At 59.4% G+C, this 18,113-nt stretch carries 12 protein-coding genes and 1 tRNA gene; 4 read left to right on the forward strand and 9 right to left on the reverse strand.

Going from position 1 to position 18,113, the window contains the following annotated elements; genetic code table 11:
• Positions 1 to 163: 163 nt before the first annotated feature.
• Positions 164 to 883, reverse strand: coding sequence for a GntR family transcriptional regulator (locus ACTNB2_RS08100; RefSeq protein ID WP_427728942.1), 720 nt, complete (start codon positions 881 to 883; stop codon positions 164 to 166).
• A gap of 224 nt (positions 884 to 1,107) precedes the next feature.
• On the opposite strand from ACTNB2_RS08100, the gene ACTNB2_RS08105 reads away from it, so the two are divergent.
• The 4 genes from ACTNB2_RS08105 to ACTNB2_RS08120 all read left to right on the forward strand — a co-directional run bounded on the left by ACTNB2_RS08105 (position 1,108) and on the right by ACTNB2_RS08120 (position 5,860).
• Complete coding sequence (locus tag ACTNB2_RS08105) at positions 1,108 to 3,561, forward strand: PTS transporter subunit EIIC (protein WP_441044918.1); 2,454 nt, start codon at positions 1,108 to 1,110, stop codon at positions 3,559 to 3,561.
• 128 nt (positions 3,562 to 3,689) lie between these two features.
• Positions 3,690 to 4,703, forward strand: coding sequence for a polyprenyl synthetase family protein (locus tag ACTNB2_RS08110; protein WP_427796195.1), 1,014 nt, complete (start codon positions 3,690 to 3,692; stop codon positions 4,701 to 4,703).
• Between the two features lie 138 nt (positions 4,704 to 4,841).
• Positions 4,842 to 5,747: a peptidoglycan-binding domain-containing protein gene (locus ACTNB2_RS08115; protein ID WP_441038911.1), complete on the forward strand. Its 906-nt coding sequence runs from the start codon at positions 4,842 to 4,844 to the stop codon at positions 5,745 to 5,747.
• A gap of 38 nt (positions 5,748 to 5,785) precedes the next feature.
• Positions 5,786 to 5,860: transfer RNA gene (locus ACTNB2_RS08120), tRNA-Gln, on the forward strand.
• A gap of 517 nt (positions 5,861 to 6,377) precedes the next feature.
• On the opposite strand, the gene ACTNB2_RS08125 is transcribed toward ACTNB2_RS08120, so the two are convergent.
• The 8 genes from ACTNB2_RS08125 to acpS all read right to left on the reverse strand — a co-directional run bounded on the left by ACTNB2_RS08125 (position 6,378) and on the right by acpS (position 17,892).
• Entirely contained in the window at positions 6,378 to 8,567 is a 2,190-nt protein-coding gene (locus tag ACTNB2_RS08125) for a hypothetical protein (RefSeq protein ID WP_441044916.1), read from the reverse strand.
• Between the two features lie 183 nt (positions 8,568 to 8,750).
• Positions 8,751 to 10,640, reverse strand: a complete 1,890-nt coding sequence (locus ACTNB2_RS08130) for a carbon starvation CstA family protein (RefSeq protein ID WP_441044915.1) — start codon at positions 10,638 to 10,640, stop codon at positions 8,751 to 8,753.
• A 428-nt stretch (positions 10,641 to 11,068) separates the two neighbouring features.
• Positions 11,069 to 13,453, reverse strand: coding sequence for a tRNA (adenosine(37)-N6)-threonylcarbamoyltransferase complex transferase subunit TsaD (gene tsaD / locus ACTNB2_RS08135; RefSeq protein WP_441044913.1), 2,385 nt, complete (start codon positions 13,451 to 13,453; stop codon positions 11,069 to 11,071).
• A complete protein-coding gene (gene tsaE, locus ACTNB2_RS08140; RefSeq protein ID WP_427794389.1) occupies positions 13,440 to 13,946 on the reverse strand; it encodes a tRNA (adenosine(37)-N6)-threonylcarbamoyltransferase complex ATPase subunit type 1 TsaE in 507 nt (168 codons plus the stop codon). Before tsaE ends, tsaD begins: the two co-directional genes overlap by 14 nt.
• A gap of 12 nt (positions 13,947 to 13,958) precedes the next feature.
• Complete coding sequence (locus ACTNB2_RS08145; RefSeq protein WP_154515160.1) at positions 13,959 to 14,579, reverse strand: uracil-DNA glycosylase; 621 nt, start codon at positions 14,577 to 14,579, stop codon at positions 13,959 to 13,961.
• Positions 14,580 to 14,587: 8 nt separating this feature from the next.
• Complete coding sequence (gene alr, locus ACTNB2_RS08150; protein ID WP_441044912.1) at positions 14,588 to 15,733, reverse strand: alanine racemase; 1,146 nt, start codon at positions 15,731 to 15,733, stop codon at positions 14,588 to 14,590.
• Positions 15,734 to 15,735: 2 nt separating this feature from the next.
• The gene (locus tag ACTNB2_RS08155; protein WP_427728959.1) at positions 15,736 to 17,352 is read right to left on the reverse strand and encodes an NAD(P)H-hydrate dehydratase; all 1,617 of its coding nucleotides are present in this window, start codon (positions 17,350 to 17,352) and stop codon (positions 15,736 to 15,738) included.
• Positions 17,353 to 17,892: a holo-ACP synthase gene (acpS, locus tag ACTNB2_RS08160; RefSeq protein ID WP_441042424.1), complete on the reverse strand. Its 540-nt coding sequence runs from the start codon at positions 17,890 to 17,892 to the stop codon at positions 17,353 to 17,355.
• Positions 17,893 to 18,113 lie beyond the last annotated feature (221 nt).

The raw sequence follows: 18,113 nt of genomic DNA on the forward strand, positions 1-18,113 counted from the left end.
TGAACAAGTATTGTTAGAGCGGTAGAAAAACTTCAGTGAACGGTTTTTAATACATTCGTACTTGACAAATATTGTCTAAACAATTAAAGCGCCCCGTGCGGCCGATATCCCATCGACCGCACGGGGCGCTTCATATCGAAACGCAAGCTTATGCGTCTGTTACCTATCGCTTGGAATTGATGCGGTAATGGAAGATCTCGGGGTGTGTGCGAGCATGCGTCACCTCAAACAAGATGCCGTCCGAGGTGTACGACTGACTCTCCATGACAGCAACGCAGTTGTATTTGCCGAGGTCAAGATAGCTGCAGTCTTCATCGTTGGCGAGCTCGACACTCACCGTACGGCGACTCGCCATCACTTTGATGCCGCGCTTGTGCTCCAGATAGTCGTAGATAGATTCTGCCGCGATCTCGGGGGTCAGACCCTTGGCAATCGACTCCAAAAAGTAGCCATGGTCCACTTGGCGCGCGCTGCCGTTGAGGCTTCGGACACGCACTACGCGAATCAGCTCCTCGCCCACCTTAAAGCCCAGGCGACGAGAGAGCTGCTCGGTGCAGACCAGATGTTCAAAGGACTTAACGTCCGTCGATGCAACGGCATTGTTGCGCTTTGCAAATTCGCCAAACGACTCGACTTCCTCGAGTGCGCCCAACATGTCGGTTTCGCCCTTGAGCCAAATAACGCGCACGCCCTTGCCGTGTATGGGCTGCACAAACATCTCGTCGGCCAGCATGCTCAAGGCGCGGCGGACGGTATTGCGCGTGCAGCCAAATTCCGCAGTCAGCTCGGCTTCGGTTGGCAGCATCTCCTGAAACGCATAGGTCCCGTTAATGATGCGCGAACGGATCTCGCGGTAGATTCCTTCGTAAATCGCTTTTGGCATGGCTTCACCTCTAATGAATATGTATGGCTAGGCACGATAGCATTTCTTGAGGTTGTTTAAACCGTCTATCGGCAAAGCACGGATTATTTACCGTCGACGGTTCCCCCGGCACCCAAATCGGACCGAATCAAAACCGTCAATGCGGCAAGCAGCCAGTCCTCTACAATGAGTTCATTGTTTAAACGTTCTTGCTCGCACAGCATGTTGCATCCGGAAGGCATATTATGCTGCAGAAAATCCAACGCTTTGGCGGGGCAATGTTCGCGCCCGCCATGCTGTTTTCCATATCGGGCCTTATGGTCGGCGTCTCCGCCCTCGCAACGTCTGCGGACATCGTCGGCGACCTCGCCGTATACGGAACCCCTTGGTATGTTTTTTGGGCTATCATCCAGCGCGGCTCGTGGACGGTCTTTAAACGCCTCCCACTGCTTTTTGCCGTAGCACTGCCCATCGGCCTTACCCAAAAGCAACCGGCGCGCTGCTGCTTCGAGGCACTCGTGGCCTATTTTGCCTATTGCTTCTTTTTGAGCGAGATCATTAAGCTGAGCGGCGACAACCTTGGACTTAAGTACCCGTCGTCTTTGACCTCCGCCAGCGGCATCACCGTCATCGACGGCATCAAGACGCTCGACACCGGCATTATCGGCCCGCTGGCGGTATCGGCCACCGTCGTCGCCATCCATGACCGCTTCTACGATGCCAAGGTTCCCGATTGGCTCGGTACTTTCTCGGGCTCCTCGTTGGTCTACCTCATTAGCTTTTTTGCCGTATTCGCCCTTGCCGCTATCTCGGCCGCCATCGTGCCCATCGTATACGCAATGACCGAAACACTGCGCCATGCACTTACGGGCGTCGGTCCCTTCGGCGTGGGCGCCTTTGTGTTTTTAGAGCGAGCACTCGAGCCCGTGGGGCTGCATCACCTGCTCTACATGCCAATCTACTACGACAATCTGGTTATTACCGATGGCATCTACGCCACGTGGACCAACTTGCTTCCCATCCTCTCGCACAGCACGCGCCCTCTCAACGAGCTAGCGCCCTGGGCTGGTTTCACCGCCACCGGTTGGGTCAAGCTTTTTGGTCTTCCCGCCATCGCCGGAGCGTTCTACACCACGGCCAAGCCCGAACGCCGTGCCAGCCTCAAGGCCATCCTTCTGCCCGCCATCGTCGCCTCGATGGTCTGCGGCGTCACCGAGCCGCTCGAGTTTCTCTTTATGTTCACCTATCCCGGACTCTTTTTGCTCTACGCCGTCCTATCCTCCTGCCTTGCCATGGCCATGAACTTCTTTGGCGTCGTCGGCATCTTCTCGGGTGGCCTTATGGAGATGGCTGCCTTCAACTTTATCCCGCTCATGCGGACGCATGCCGGCTCCTACCTTTTGGCACTCGGAATCGGACTCGTCTTTAGCGTCATCTTCTTTCTGAGCTTTCGAGGTCTTATCCTGACCTTTGACCTTAAAACCCCGGGACGCGAGGACTACATTGCCAGCAACACGGCGCTCTCGCGCTTGACGGGAAACGACGTTGACGAAAAGCGCTTATCAGAAGTCGGCGCTTCCGACTGCCAGGCATCACAAGATCGTCTGCTCGCCGAGCAGGTTGTGGCGCTTCTGGGCGGCGTCTCCAACATTGTGGGCGCAACCAACTGCGCCACGCGGCTGCGCGTCGAAGTCGCGGACCCTTCTATCGTCGCGGACAACGCAACCTTTGTCGCAGCGGGCGCCAAAGGCCTCATCGTCACCGGCAAGACCGCCCAGGTAATCATCGGCGTCTCGGTCCCCCGCGTCAAAGAGCACTTTGATCAGATTATGGGACTCGAACCGGGTTTTGCATTTGCCACCCCGCTTTCTCATGCCGCCGATGACGCCAAAAAGCATGGCAATATCTGCTTCTTCGACATCGACGGTACGCTTGCCTGGCAAGATCCCAAACTTGCCCAAGAGCTCCCCGAGGGCGAGCGAGACCTTTCCCCCTATCCCAACGAAACGGTTGCACAGGCAATTCGCACGTTCGTCGCCAACGGCAACAAAGCCTTTATCTGCACGGGGCGCACCCTCAGCTGCATCCATCCCAAGCTGCTCGAGCTGCCGTGGGCGGGCATCGTATGTCTCGCGGGCGGCTACGCCGAACTCGAGGGGCGCATCGTACGAAATGCGGCCATAAACCCCGGTCTGCTACAGCGCCTCGCCCCCTATCTCGAACAATCGGGTGAGGTCATTCGCTTTGAGGGCATCGATCGCGTCGTGCGCATGAGCGCAGATGCCCCCGAGACGTACGGATACGCGCGCACCGTGGGCGACGCCGTCACGCAACTCAAGCACTACAACGCTTATAAAATTCTTATGTCCACACCGCTCGCCAACCGCATCGCCCAAGATGAAGAGCTTGGGCCTCTGCTCTGCCTCAACGAGCTCGAACTCGAGGTCACGGAAATCTCGCCTCGCGAGTGCACCAAACGGGCCGGAATCAAGGCCGTGCTTGACGCCCTGGGGCCAGATCACGGCACTGTGTACGGCATCGGCGACGCAAGCAACGACATCGCCCTCATGGAGGCGGTCGATGTTGGCGTCGCCATGGGCAACGCGCCGGACTTCCTCAAGGAAAAGGCCGACTACGTCACCGACAGCTTCGACCACGACGGCGTCGTCACCGCGCTCGAGCACTTTGGACTTATCTAGCCGCGCCTCTTGCCGCATTTGCGACAACATGGCTCAATCGTCTTCAACCGCCGCGCTCGATGCCCTAATGTGGCAATATGTTGTCTGCATAACGCAACGATGCAACCTAAGAAAGAATGCGAGAACCCGTGTCCAGTCCGTTTACCAGCTTTTTAGCCCAGCATTTTGACCAGATTAACGACTATCTGGCCACGTTCTTTGACGGACAGGCGACCTCTGCCGATATCGAGCGCTACCTGTACGCGCCGCTCTCGGCATTTACGGCCAATGCCGGCAAGCGCCACCGCCCGCTCATCTGCATGCTCGCCGCCACCGCGGTAGGCGGCAGCTTTGAGAGCGCCCGAAGCGCGGCGGCGGCCATCGAGCACTTTCAGTCGGGAGCGCTTATCCATGACGACATCGCCGACAACGGCCAGCTGCGCCGCGGCAAGCCCTGTATGCACCTTACCGAGGGTACGGGACTTGCCATCAACTGCGGCGACCTAGCGCTCACCATGGTTACCAAGACGGTTCTCGACGACCCCACGCTCGAGGCAGACGTGAAGCTCCGCGTGCTCCACGAGCTCACCGAGATGATCGTTCGCACCATCGAGGGTCAGGCGCTCGACCTGGGCTGGGTCCGCGATGGGCGCTTTGACATCTCGGTCGACGATTATCTGGACATGGCGACGCACAAGACCGCGTACTACAGCGGAGCCACGCCACTTGCCGCCGGAGCCATTATCGGTGGCGGCAGCGAAGACCAGATTGAGGCGCTGCGTGCCTTTGGCCTGCACACGGGCCTTGCCTTTCAGATCCAAGATGATCTGCTCAACCTTATTGGCACCAAGGAGGCCGCCAACAAGGACTTCCGCACCGATATCACAGAGGGCAAGCGCACGCTCGTCGCCGTGCATGCCCTGTCAGACGAGCGTTATCACGACGAAGTCGAGGCAATCCTTTCCTCGGGCACCGAGGACCCCGTGCAACTCGCACGCGCCGTGGAGATCTTCCAGCAGACCGGCTCTGTCGATTTCGCCCACACTTACGCACTCAACCTGACTGCCAAGGCCAAGGCCGCTATCGAAGGTGTCGAGCTCGACCCGCATGCACGCGAGCTGTTCGACTCCATGGCAGATTTCTTTGTGGAGCGCCTTAACTAGCGGGGGTTATAAAACCTGTCAGCAGCGCATTTGGGTACAACTTGCTACACTGTTGAGTGCATGTTTATGCAACCCTTTGCGTTGTCTATCCGACACACGCTCAAATAGTACGAATGGTACGCCGAAAGGGGTTCGTTCATGGAACCTATCACAACGGGCATGCAGGGAGCAGCCGTCGAGGACGTCCAGTCCCGCCTTCTGCAGCTCGGCTATACAATCGATGACGCCGAGGTCGCCGACAAGCGCTTTGGCACCACCACCGAGCAGGCTGTTGGCACCTTTAGGCTCGACAGCGGCCTTGCCGCTGGCTACGCCGTCGATATTCCCTGTTGGAGCGCCCTGGTAGACGCCTCGTATAAGCTGGGCGACCGCACGCTTTATCTGCGCATGCCCAATTTCCATGGTGCCGACGTTCGGGCCCTGCAGAGGGCACTCAACGTTTTGGGTTTTGCCTGCGGTGAGGACGACGGCTACTTTGGCCCGCACACCGAGGCGGCCTTGCAGCAGTTCCAAGAAAATGTCGGCCTGTTTGCCGACGGCATGGCATTCCAGGATACCTACGCCTATATCAACCGTCTGCATCACGTGTGGGAGGGCAAACCCTCGGTTACCGAGGCCGAGTCGCGCATCGGTTTTGCCCGCGCCGCCAACGTGCTCGAGCGCTTCCAGATTGCCGTTATCGGTGAGGACCCCATCGCACGCAGCGTTGCATCGCGCATGTGGAACATCGCCACGGCGACGACCGACAACAGCGGCATGATGCTTTGCGATTCCGAGGTTCCGACCGACGTGGACCTGGTACTCGAGATCGCAAGCGATGGGCTGCCCGCAGATGCAGCGCCGCGCGCCACGATCGCCCTTGCCGAATGTCACAACCTGGCGCAGCGCATCCGCACTGCCAATATCGCCGCGCAACAAAAGCCTGCACGTATCCGCATTGAGCTCACGGGCATGACGCGCTACAACGGAACCTTCACCGCAAGCGACGCCCAGACACTCGCCGTACGCCTGCTCGATGGCGTTTGCGATGCCCTCGCAGATTAGGTAAACTAGACGAGCTGCTTTTGGGCAGCACCACACATTGGGACGTAGTTCAACGGTAGAACTCCGGTTTTTGGTGCCGGCTGTTGGGGGTTCGAATCCCTCCGTCCCAGCCAAGGTAACTGAGCGCCCCGGGCTTTCATCAGCCCGGGGCGCTTTCTTGTGGGCATGCGGAGGGATTCGAACCCGCAAGGGTGCGGAGCGGAGGAAACGCGAAGCGTTTTCCAGCGCAGCACGCAAGGAGCGGAGCGACGCAGCGGGGCGCGGCCGCCGGAAGGCGGACGCGGAATCCCTCCGTCCCATATCAACAACGGGCTCTCCGTATCTCAACCGGCACTTGGGGACGTTCCCAAAGTGCCGGCACTAAAGGAACGTACCCAAGTGCCGGCTCATCCACCCTCAAAAGACAGGCGCCCCAAGCCCGAAAGGACCAAGAGCGCCTTACATCAAGAAATATCAGCCCCGTTCCGAAAAGCGAGCCGCCATCTACAAAATGGCGCGTGGCCCCGGCGGGCCGGGCATTAAGTTTGTCGCGAGTTCCGCACGCAAAGAAGGCCACTTAATGTGGACTTCGTCTTGCGCAGGACTGTAGAGCAGCAAACTTAATGCCCGGCCCGCCGGGGCCACGCGCCCCTAATTGTTCAGCATGCGGTCGAAGCTTCCCGAGTCGCCATCCCGATAGTCGGCGGTCATCAGAATCTCCTGAGGAATGCGACCGCCCTCGCGCAGCACGTTGCGGAACTGCACGCGCGTGACCATAGGCAGATCCTTGATTGTCGCCGCCAAATTCTGCGGCACACCCTGATTAGCAGCCGCAGGCTCGCACTCGCCGCCAGCTTTCACGCGGCGCTTGTGCTCGGCGAGCATGGCACGATACATGCCGGCATGCAAGCGAATCTCAACCACATTGGCATTGCGGGCCTGCTCGACGATGCGCGCACCCTCTCGGTCGATATCGCCCACGTAGTAGACATAGTTAAAGCGATAGCCGATCTCGGCCAGATAATCATCCAGTGCGTGCGAGACGCTCGCCTTGCAGCCACCGCCAAAGATCACGCCACCCACCTTGGTGCCAAAAAGCTTAGCGTGCTTGCGGCCGCGTAGGAGCTTGACGATCTCGTCATAGGTGTCTAGGTTCTCGACCATAATGAACGGCTTGTCGGCGCCCAGCGTAAAGAAACCCGTAAAGTGCACGGGGCGGTTGGGGGCGACCTTAATCGCCTGCATGCTGATGCCCTTTTCGGTCATACGCCGAATCAAGCGCTCGCCGTGCTTGCCGTCAAAGGCCTTCTCATCGTTAAAAATCTGGTAGGCGCGCTGGCGACGCGAGGCAACCGGCGTATCCGCACCGCGGTTCTGCTCAATCCATGCCTGGATAATCGCAATCTCCTCCGCGATTTTGCGATTGGACATCTCGTTGTGCTGAGTGCGCTGCGGCGTCTTTTTACCGTCCTTGCCTTCAACCCTTACAATCTGGGTCTGCTGCTCCTTAATCTTGGAGAGCGCCGTAGGCGTGGGGACAACCTTGAGCAGCTGCCTGCCCAGCACGTGGGCCAGGGCAAATGCCGAAACCTCGCCGTGGACAGTCGGCTCAGACCGCTGGGCAGCATTATCGGCCGCGGCAGGCTCAGCCTGTGCACGGGGCTTACGCTTGGAATCTGCCCGGGTGTTGCGTTCCTGCTTGGGCGCGGACGAGTGCTTTTGCGGACGATCAGACTTAGTCTCCTTCGCCGGCTGGCGCTTGACCTGATCCTCCGGAGTCTCGACCTTCTCATCTCTGATTTGTGTCGTTGCCTTCTCGGCCGCGGCCTCGGCATTTGAGCCACGACCGCCGCGGTGACGACGATGACGGGGCTTGCTTGAGGCGCTCTCCCCCGCCTGCTTATCAGCGGACTGTTGAGCTTTGGCCTCGGTGTCGGTCGCAGGCTGCGACTCGGAAGGTTGCTGCTCGCGAGCCGCCGGCTCAACGGTTTTCTCGGTTTGTTCGGCCTTCTCGGCCTGAGCGGTCGAAGCCGGATTGCCCTTCTCCTGACGCTTTACGGGGTACGCGCGACCTGCAAAGCCGCGACCGGGACGACACGAACTCGGAGCCCTCTTGGCAGACTCCTCAGCATCGTCTGTAACCTCGGAAGGCTCTTCAACCTCATGCGCGACATCCTGCTGCGCAGCCTTAAAGTGAGCACCACGACGACGCTTGGGCTCTTGGGCCTCCACGGGCTTTTGCTCCTTCGCAGGCTTCTGCGACTCGGCAGCAACCTCGGTCTCAACAGTCTCGGTATCGAGCTCGTCCTTTTGAGCCACGGCGCGACGGAAGCGCTCCTGCTGGGCACGGCGCTGCGCATCGCGTTTACCGCCCCCGCCAAAACCGCCGCGGCCCGCCTTGGCCGTAAAGGCGCGAACGACGCTCTCGTCAAGCAGCTCATCGGTGTCGACGTTCTCGCGCGGAGCCGTTTCCACCGCAACAGGCGCCTCGACAACGTCCTCGACGGCCTCTTCGGCAGCCTCGGCAGGCTGCTCCTGGACATCGCGAATCTCGGCATTAATGGTATAAAACGCTGGGCGCCCGTTAACGCCGCTGCCCTCGATCTTGGTAACGATCTTTGCCGCGATAAGTTCATCGCGCATCGCCTTGGTGTCACATTCCTTATCGACGGAACGGAAAATCTGTGCCAGCGCGCTCGACTTGATCTTGAGCGCCTTGCGGCAGAGCAGGTCGTAGGCAACCAGCTTGGCACGCTCGGCAGAAAGCGATGTCTGGCTGCTCAGACGCTCAGCCAGGGTATCGACGTTGTTTTGGTTATCGGAATATACCGTCTTGGCCACGGGGCCCCTTTCATATGCACACATATATGTCTATATGGTACAACGCACGCCCCTATCCACGCAAAACATCTGCGAGAACACCCGGGCACACTAGCTTTTGCATGGAAAAAAGGCCGAGCCCGCGCAGTTGCGGACCCGGCCTTTCCGAGTCATATAGATGTGACGTTCAATCCCTTAGGTCGATTAGGCCTTGGCGGCCTCGGCGCCTGCGGGAGCCTCGGCAGCAGCAGCGCGACCATACTCGGCCTTGCCCATCTCGGACCACTCGGGCTCCTCGTCGGGCATGGAACCGGCCTCCTTGCCGAAGAACTCCTTGAGGCAGTTGACGGCAACGATGAGGCCCAGGACCATCAGCAGGACGGCAAAGACGAGCTGCAGGCCCTTGGTGGCGGCGACGGAGACGGCGGCCGTGGTGGCGGTAGCCGGGATGGTACCGAAGAAGCCGTAGGCCTGGACGGCGGTCATGCAGCCCATGGCGCTCTGGACCAGCGAGGTAAAGGTGCAGCAGAGCAGGAAGGCGACGGGCACGTAGAGCATCCAGCCCTTGCGACCGGTGCACTTGCAGAACACGGCAAGGGTGATCATGGTCATGCCGCCGAGCAGCTGGTTGGAAGCACCAAAAAGCGGCCAGATGTTGGCATAGCCGCCAAAGGCGAGGGCGAGGCCGGGGAGCAGGGTGACAACCGTGGCGAACCAGGGGTTGCCGAGGACCTTCATGTAACCGGCCTTGGACTCGATGGCCAGGGCGTCGTTGGTCTGGGCAAAGAACTCGGAGAACGAGGTGCGGGCGATGCGGGCGACGGCGTCGAGCGAGGTCAGGGCCAGAGCGGAGACGTTCATGGTCATAAAGACGGTAGCGAGCGTGCCGTCAACGCCGAAGGCCTGCATACCGCGAGAAATGCCAGCAGCGAAGATCTGGAACGGGGTGGAAGCGACGCCAGCGTTGAGGGCACCGGTACCGGCAGTGTTCATGTCGGAGAACATGATGCCGGCGACGATGATGGCGAGGATGCCGACGAAGGACTCGACGATCATGGCGCCAAAACCGACCTTGACGGCGTCCTGCTCCTTCTCGACCTGCTTGGAAGAGGTGCCCGAAGAAACGAGGCTGTGGAAACCGGAGAGAGCGCCGCAGGCAACGGAGACAAACAGGACCGGGAACATCATGCCCGAGGCATTGCTAAAGCCGGTGAAAACCGGAGCGGTGATGGTGGCCTGGCCGTTAACGCCCAGGACGACGATGCCGAGGACAGCGCAGACAATCATGACGATCATCATGATGGAAGTGAGGTAGTCGCGAGGGGTCTTGAGCATCTGGATGGGCATGGCACCGGCAAAGACCAGGTAGACCATGACGACGGCGAACCACTGGAACTTGTCCAGGTAAACCGGGAACTGCATACCGACGGCAAACATGAGGACCATGAGCACCACGCCGGTGACGAACTCGGCAGCGCCGGTGAGGTTGAACTTCTTCTGAGCCCAACCAAAGGCCATGGCGACGAAGGTGAACAGGATGGAGATGGTGCCAGCGCAGCCAGCGGCATAGGACTTGGTGAAGTCGATGGCACCGGTGGCAGCACCATAGGCGTCAACGACCGGGGTGAACATGAACGTCTTGCAGACCATGTCGGTAAAAGCGGCGATGACGATGATGCAGAACAGCCAGCAGAACAGCAGGAACAGGCGGCGGCCGGTCTTGCCGATGTACTTCTCGATGAGCTGAGCCAAGGACTTGCCGTTGTTCTTCATCGAAGCGTACAGGGCGCCAAAGTCGTGAACAGCGCCAAAGAAGATGCCGCCGACGAGGACCCAGAGCACGACGGGCAGCCAGCCGAAGGCCATGGCGACGATCGTACCCGTAACAGGGCCAGCACCGCAGATCGAGCTGAACTGATGCGAGAACGCGGTGAAGGCGGAGACGGGCGAGAAGCTCTTGCCGTCCTTCATGCGCTTGGCAGGCGTGAGAGCCTCTTTATCAACGCCCCACTTGTTAGCCAGCCAGCGGCCGTAGCCCAGATAGCCGCAGGCGAGCACCGCCGCGGCCACAACCATGAGCAAAACTCCGTTCATTACATTTCCTCCTCTAAAAGGACTTCCTAGACATAAAAAATGAGGGCCGTCGGTTGCGCTCGACGGCCCTCATCTTCATCAGCCGCCCGTTATCGTACGGGCTAGCTGTATGTGCTAACCCGCATCAGATAATTACTACGCTGATAATGTTTAGCTGATGCGTGAACATGTCTAAGAAATCCTCTTCGATCATGATGCGAACGATCCGTGCGCGTTCACATCCCCCAGTGGATGAAAAGGAGTATGAAACTTTAGTTGCCTAAAGTCAACGCAAATATGTAATGAATTTTCAACTTTATTTGAATTTCTCGGTATAAAACGTCACTGACCTCAGACTTTACCCCACGACAGTTTTTGCTTGAGAGATGCTCCTCGGGGGCGGGGCGGGCGCTGGCGCCCGGGCAGCGTCGGGAACCGCGCCCATACGACTACAACGTCATGTTTGGATCGGCGTCGACGTCGAACGGCGAGATTTCACCTCGGTCGAATTTGCGGCGAGCGACCTCCGCAATCATGGCGGCGTTGTCAGTACAGGCCGAGAGAGGCGGCACCGTTACGCGAATCCCCTGACGCCCGAGTTTCTTAATCATCATCTCGCGCAGATGCGGGTTGGCCGAGACGCCGCCGCCGATGCAATACTCCTTGCACCCGGTGGCGTGCAGGGCGTTCTTGGCCTTCTTGTACTGCACGTCAAAGACCGCCGCCTCAAACGAGGCCGCAAGGTCGGGCAGGTGAATCGTGCGCCCAGCCTTGGTCTCCTGCTCAATATAGAGCGTCACCGCCGTCTTGAGGCCCGAAAGCGAGAATCGATAGTCTCCCCTGCTGTTAAGCGCACGGGGAAAATCGATCGCGCGGGGATTGCCCGTCTCGGCGAGCTTGGAGATGATGGGGCCACCGGGATAGCCCAGACCCAGCGCCTTGGCAACCTTGTCGAATGCTTCGCCCACGGCGTCGTCCAGCGTTTCGCCAAGCACCTCGTAGTCGCCCCATGCCTTTACGTGCACGAGCATGGTGTGCCCACCCGAGACAAGCGTAAAGATAAACGGCGGCTTAAGGTCGGGCTGCGCCAGCAGGTTGGCGAACAGGTGACCCTCCAGATGATTGACGCACACGAGCGGTTTACCGGCAGCATACGCAAAGCCCTTGGCAAAGGCGACGCCCACCACCAGGGCACCCACCAGGCCTGGGCCTTGCGTCACACCCACGGCGGCAAGCTCACTTGGCGCAATCGCTCCACCCTCAAGGCCAAGCGATACCGCGGCATCTTCAAGCGCCGCATCTACGACACTCACAATCACCTCGACATGCTTGCGCGAGGCGATCTCGGGCACCACGCCGCCAAAGCGAGCATGAAAATCAATCTGCGTCGACACCTGGTTGGCCAGCATATTGCCGTCCGCATCGATAATCGCAACAGCAGTCTCGTCGCAAGAGCTCTCGATGGCAAGAACTAGGCGACGGCGCTCGATTTCGGCACGCTCCTCGGCGGTGCGCTCGGGCTCAGGCAGCGGCCAGACGCGCTGCTCGGCAGCCGTTGGCTCGGGCGAGGCATTGTCGAGAGGAAGCACCAGGGGCAGCGACGCCGTCATGACGATGGCATCCTTGCCGACGCCGTAGTAGCCACGGCGACGACCCGCCTCGGTAAAGCCCAAGGCGCTATAGAGCGCAATCGCACCCTCGTTGCCGTCCTCAACCTCAAGCGAAGCAGTGGTGCAGCCGAGCATCTGGGCGTCATAGCTCACGTGCGACAGCAGCTTGCGGGCAATGCCCTCGCGACGATGAGCAGGATCAACCGCGACGTCCATAATCTGAACGTCACCGTCGACGACCATGCCGCCGGCAAGTCCCAGCAGCTGACCGTCGTCGTGCGCCACCCACCAGCTACGCGGCGCGGCAACGCCCTCGCCCAGCTCGGACAGGAACATGCCCGGCGTCCACGCCTCGTGTCCGGCGCCTTCAAAGCAGGCGGCCTCCAATGCGCTCGCGCCCTCGGCATCCGCCGCGCCCATGGGACGGAACTGCAGATGGCGGCCGGCGAGCTCGTCGGCAACACCCGTAATCTCGCTCTGGGCGCTCTCGGCAAGCCCAAGGCGCTTACGCTCATTTTCCTCGGCATCCGAAAGACGCGTGTAGATCGGCAAAACGCGAGCCGGATTACCGTCGCCCGCGGCGTGCGCCATCAGAAGGCCCTCGCCCGAGGGCCACCACAGGTCTCGCTCCACGCAGCGCGCAGTCTCGTCCTCACTCAGCAGCTTGCCATAACGTACGAGACCGTCACCAGTCAGCTTAACCTGGCTCCAGTCCGCGGCCTGGCGCCACTCATCAAGCGCCACGGCGGCTTTGACCACGTGTTCGCGCTCAAACAGACGCTCGGGACCTTCGTCCCCCAGCACGTACAGAGCCGGATACACCTCGCCACGCATGGCGTCGGCAAGAACACCAAGCTTGCCGCGCACGCCAGCCTTCCACGCCGTCCAGGCGCAAGCGTCAAGTGTCGACACGCCCAGCAACGGCACGTTGGCACCGCGCGCCAGACCCTTGGCGGTCGAGATGCCAATGCGAACGCCCGTAAACGAACCCGGGCCGCGTCCAACCACATAACAGCCGACATCGCCGCGATTCAGCCCGGCCTGCGCCAACACGCCATCGACGGTAGTCACAAGTTCCACGTTGGCATGGCGACGACACAGATGGTCCCCGCTCACCAGCTTCGCCTCGCCCGTCTGCTCATCAATCCAGCTTGCCGCGCAGGCAAGCATGTCGGTCGAAGTATCGAGCGCCACTACCAGCGCGTTGTCGTTATGCAAGCTCATCTTGTACAGCCTTATCAATCAAATCGAAAAGCTCCGTCGCGCGCTCGCCGTGCGCCTCGAGCGCGATCGTTCGCACGTCGCTATCGTCCTCATCGCGCCTAAGCGTCACCGAGAGATACTCATCCGTCAGCTCGTCCTGAAACTGCTCGCCCCATTCCAACAGGCAAGCGCCCTCATAGCCGAGCACGTCAAAAATGCCCGTATCCTCGAGCTCGTAGGCATGCTCCAAGCGGTACAGATCAAAATGGAACAGCGGAATACGCCCCTGGTCGTGAACGGCCATGAGCGCGAACGTAGGACTCGTGACCATATGCTCATCGCCCAAGCCGCGCGAGACGCCCTTGGTAAAGTGGGTCTTTCCCACGCCCAAGCCGCCGGTCAGTATCAGCACATCGCCATTTTCTAGACACGGTGCGACCAACTCGCCAAAATGCTCCGTATCGGCAGTACGAGCCGTTTTGTAGGTACCTAGCCCCAGGCGCTCCAGGGACATATACGCTCCTTATTATTCCGAGGCGCCCTCTGGCGCGGGATGTCGCACCAGATAGTCGCCCAGCATCTTAAAGTCTTCCTCCAGCAACTCCTGCCACGCCGGATTGCGCAGCGCCGCCGCGGGATGAAACGTCGGCATCACCACAAAGTGCCCCATCTGATGGAACCTGCCGCGCAGCTTGGTAATGCCAATCTCGGTCTTGAGCACAAAGTGCGTTGCGGGATTGCCGAGCGTCACGATGATATCGGGCCAGATACTTCGAATCTGCTCGCGCAAAAACGGTGAGCAAGCAAGCACTTCCTCGGGACGCGGATTGCGGTTTCCCGGCGGGCGGCATTTAAGCACATTGGCGATATAGACATCTTCACGCTTAAGGCCCGCCAGGGACAGAATGCCGTTGAGGTCTTCACCCGCCGCCCCCACAAAGGGCTCGCCCTGTAAATCCTCGTTACGGCCCGGCGCTTCACCAATAAACATCACGCGAGCGCGGGGGTTTCCCACCCCAAACACGATATTGTGGCGCGACTGGTAAAGCTGGCAAAGGCGGCAATCACCCAGGACGGCCTCGATCTCCTCGAGTGCAACTTCGCGCGGCGCCTGATGGCTATGGCCGGGGATGTGCATAACGCCCATAGCGGCTCCTACACGTAGACCTTGTCGAGACGCATGCCAAAGCCGCAGGCGACCTCGTAGTTGATCGTGCCGCGCAGGCGCGCCATCTCATCCATGGTAATCTCGGCATCGCCATCGCGACCGATAATTATCATCTCGTCGCCATGTTCGGCCTCGGGAATCTCGTGAGCCGGGTTGGACTGAATGGCAACCATAAACTGATCCATGCAGATATTTCCGACCTGACGCACGCGCTCACCGCGATACAGCACGTCCATACGATTGGAAAGCGTGCGCGAAAGGCCGTCGGCATATCCGATCGGCAGCGTGCAGATCTGAACGCGTGTGCACGGTACGCGGTAGGTAAAACCGTAGCCTACGCCCTCGCCCATCGCAGGATGCGCCACGCGCGTCACGCGCGCATGAACGCTCATAACGGGATCAAGCTGCATCACGCGGCCGCTCAGCTCGCACGGCTGCATGCCATACAAGCCAACGCCAGCGCGAATCATATCAAAATGCATCGAGGGGTCGAGCATCAAGGACGGCGTGTTGGCACAGTGCACGATACCGCACTCAAAACCCGCATCCTTAATGGCCTGAACGGCCTCGATAAAGCGCTGGCACTGCAGCTTGTAGTCCCAACCCGATGGTTCGTCGGCCGTGGCAAAGTGCGTAAATACGCCGTCGCACTGAATACCGCGATGGAAATTAATACCGCGGACAAAGTCGAGCACCTGCGTGTAGTGAACGCCGATGCGGTTCATACCTGTCTCGATGGCAAGATGATACTTGCCCACCTTGCCCGCCGCGACGGCACATTCACCATACGCAAGAGCAAAATCGGACGTATAGACCGAGGGCATGATATCGAACTCGAGCAATGAAGGAATAGCCTCGATGGGAGGCTCGCTTAGAATCAGGATGGGTTTGGTGATTCCGCCCTGGCGCAACTCAATACCCTCGCTGACCGTCGCCACGGCAAACATGTCGGCACCGGCCGAATACATGATCTTGGCGCACTCGACGGCTCCATGACCATAGGCATCGGCTTTAACCACGCAGCACAGGCGCTGACGCGGATCTAGCAAGTTCTTATAGGCCCTCGTATTGCGGCGGAGCGCCCCGCGGTCGATCTCGACCCAGGACCAACGCGTCAAATCGGCTTTATTCATGATTAGTCATCCGACCCTTCGTCCATGATTCCCAGATCATCGAGCGCATCCTTTGCCGCCAATTCCATGGCGGGACCGATCAAGTCGATAAGATCGGTCGCGATAACGCTCTTCTCGCCATACTCCGTCGCCGCAGCAAAGCCGGCATAGCTGTGGAGTGCGACGGCATACGAGTACAGCAGCTCCCAACGGTCCATCTCGTCACGCATGGTCGCAAGCGTTCCTGCAAGGATACCTGCGAGGACATCACCCGAGCCAGCGGTCGCCAACGACGCTGGGCCCGAAAGCGGCAGCAGCACGCGCTCGACGCCGCAAATGGCCGTCGTCGGGCCCTTAGCGATGACAACGAGATTATCGGAACCGGCAGCCCAGACAATCTTTTGAGCAGCGGCAATAGCAGTGCCAAGATCATTGACCTCGTCGCCGGCAACGAGACGCGAAAGCTCGCGATAATGCGGCGTCATAACGAGCGGCTGCTCGCGACGGTACATCTCGGGATTACTGTCGATGCCGTCGATTGCAATCTTGGCAAGGCAGTTGAGCGCATCTGCATCTAGGATAAGCGGCACATCGAGCTCAAGCAGGCCCGAAACGACTTGCATCGATCCGGCAGACGTCGTCATGCCAGGCCCGCACACAACGCAGCTGTACTTCTTAGCGATCTCGCACACTGTCATACGCGCAGCGGCACCAAAAGATCCACGGGAATCAGACGGAATGGCGAAAACGGGAATCGACGGGAGCGCCATACGAATAAGGTTGGCGCACGCATCGGGCGTCGCAACGGCCACATAACCGGCACCAGCACGAGCGGCAGACTTTGCGGCCATGATGGCGGCACCAGGATATTGTGCCGACCCGGCAACGATGAGCGCAGAGCCGCGCGAATACTTATCGATATTCGTGGGCAGCGGGGCAAAGTAGTCCACCAGATCACCGGGCTCAACGATCTCGGCAGCATGATCGACATCATCGATGACTTCGTCGAGGCGGTCGTACAGACCGCCACACACCAGGTCGCCAGCATACTCCGGACCGTCAGCGCTGTAGAGGCCGATCTTAGGGGCAATCATCGTCACGGTACGCTCGGCACGGATGCAGTCGTCATCCACAACGCCCGTCTCGGCATTCAGGCCCGAGGGAACATCGATAGAAACAACGTGATCGGCGCACTCGTTAACCGTAGGAATCCAAATAGAAAACGGCGCACGAAGGTTGCCGTGAAAACCGGTACCAAAAATAGCATCGACCACGACATCCGCTTTGTTAATGAGAACCTCTAGCTCGTCTCGCGAAGGCCCAACGCACACATGAACGTCGCGACCGGCGGTGCGACGGGCAACGTGACGAGCAAGGGCAGCAGGAATCTCATCCGGCTCAACTGGAGAAACGATATCAACATCAACGCCCTTATGGGTCAGGATATCCGCAGCGACCCAACCATCGCCGCCATTATTGCCAAAACCGACCAGCACAAGAACGCGATCAGGGTTGAGCTTTAAAATCTCGTTGGCGGCAAATTCACCTGCCAACTCCATGAGCTCGGCCTTCGAGGTGCCCTCGCGCTCGATGATATCCTCGAGGCGAACGACTTCCTCGGTACTCAAAACCGGTTTCATCTATGCTCCTTGCGTATCTTGCGGATCATCGATCAAATGCTCCGACAAAGCAGATTGTTGCAGCTGTTCAAGCTCATCCAATACAGAACGAGCCTCTTTAAATGTCTGGGCAACGCGCTCCTTGGTGCTCATTTTTTCTTCCTTAGGCTTAGGTCGAGCATCCTCGGTGATCGCAATGGCATTAGCGACAGCCAAGTCACCCGTAAGGGTGATAGAAAGAGCAACCTCGACAACACCCAAATCCTGGGCGATTTCGAGAGCGCGACCAGAAAGCAGAGCCTTTGGCTTGCCGAGCCTATCGCGTGTTACGGAAACGTCCTTACGTCCAACGCCCTGACTAAACCCCGTTCCAAGTGCCTTAAGTACCGCTTCGCGAGAGGCAAAGCGGCTGGCATAATGAGCGGCAGGGCGAGACGACGCATCGCAATACGAACGCTCTTCATCGGTAAACACGCGCCGGGCAAACGACGGCGTCTTCTCAAGGATTGATTTCATTTGGGAAATCTCGACGATATCAACGCCGATACCAGCTTCAGCCATGTTCACCTCCATGCTACACAGACTACGATATTGTAGCCCGTTCAAAGAAGATGCGACAAACGAGGGTTATAAAACACAGCTACTATGTGAGACAAATTGCCTGAGAAACGAAAAAGGGGGAGGCCGCGAGGCCTCCCCCTTCCCAGTCCAAGCGCACGGCTCGGTGCCGTCCACCGGTCAGCGGCGCCCTGGCCTCCCACGGGCTGGCCCCGCAGTACTCT

Source organism: Collinsella sp. HCP28S3_G2 (genome assembly GCF_052065125.1).
In the GTDB taxonomy this organism is placed as follows: Bacteria; Actinomycetota; Coriobacteriia; order Coriobacteriales; family Coriobacteriaceae; genus Collinsella.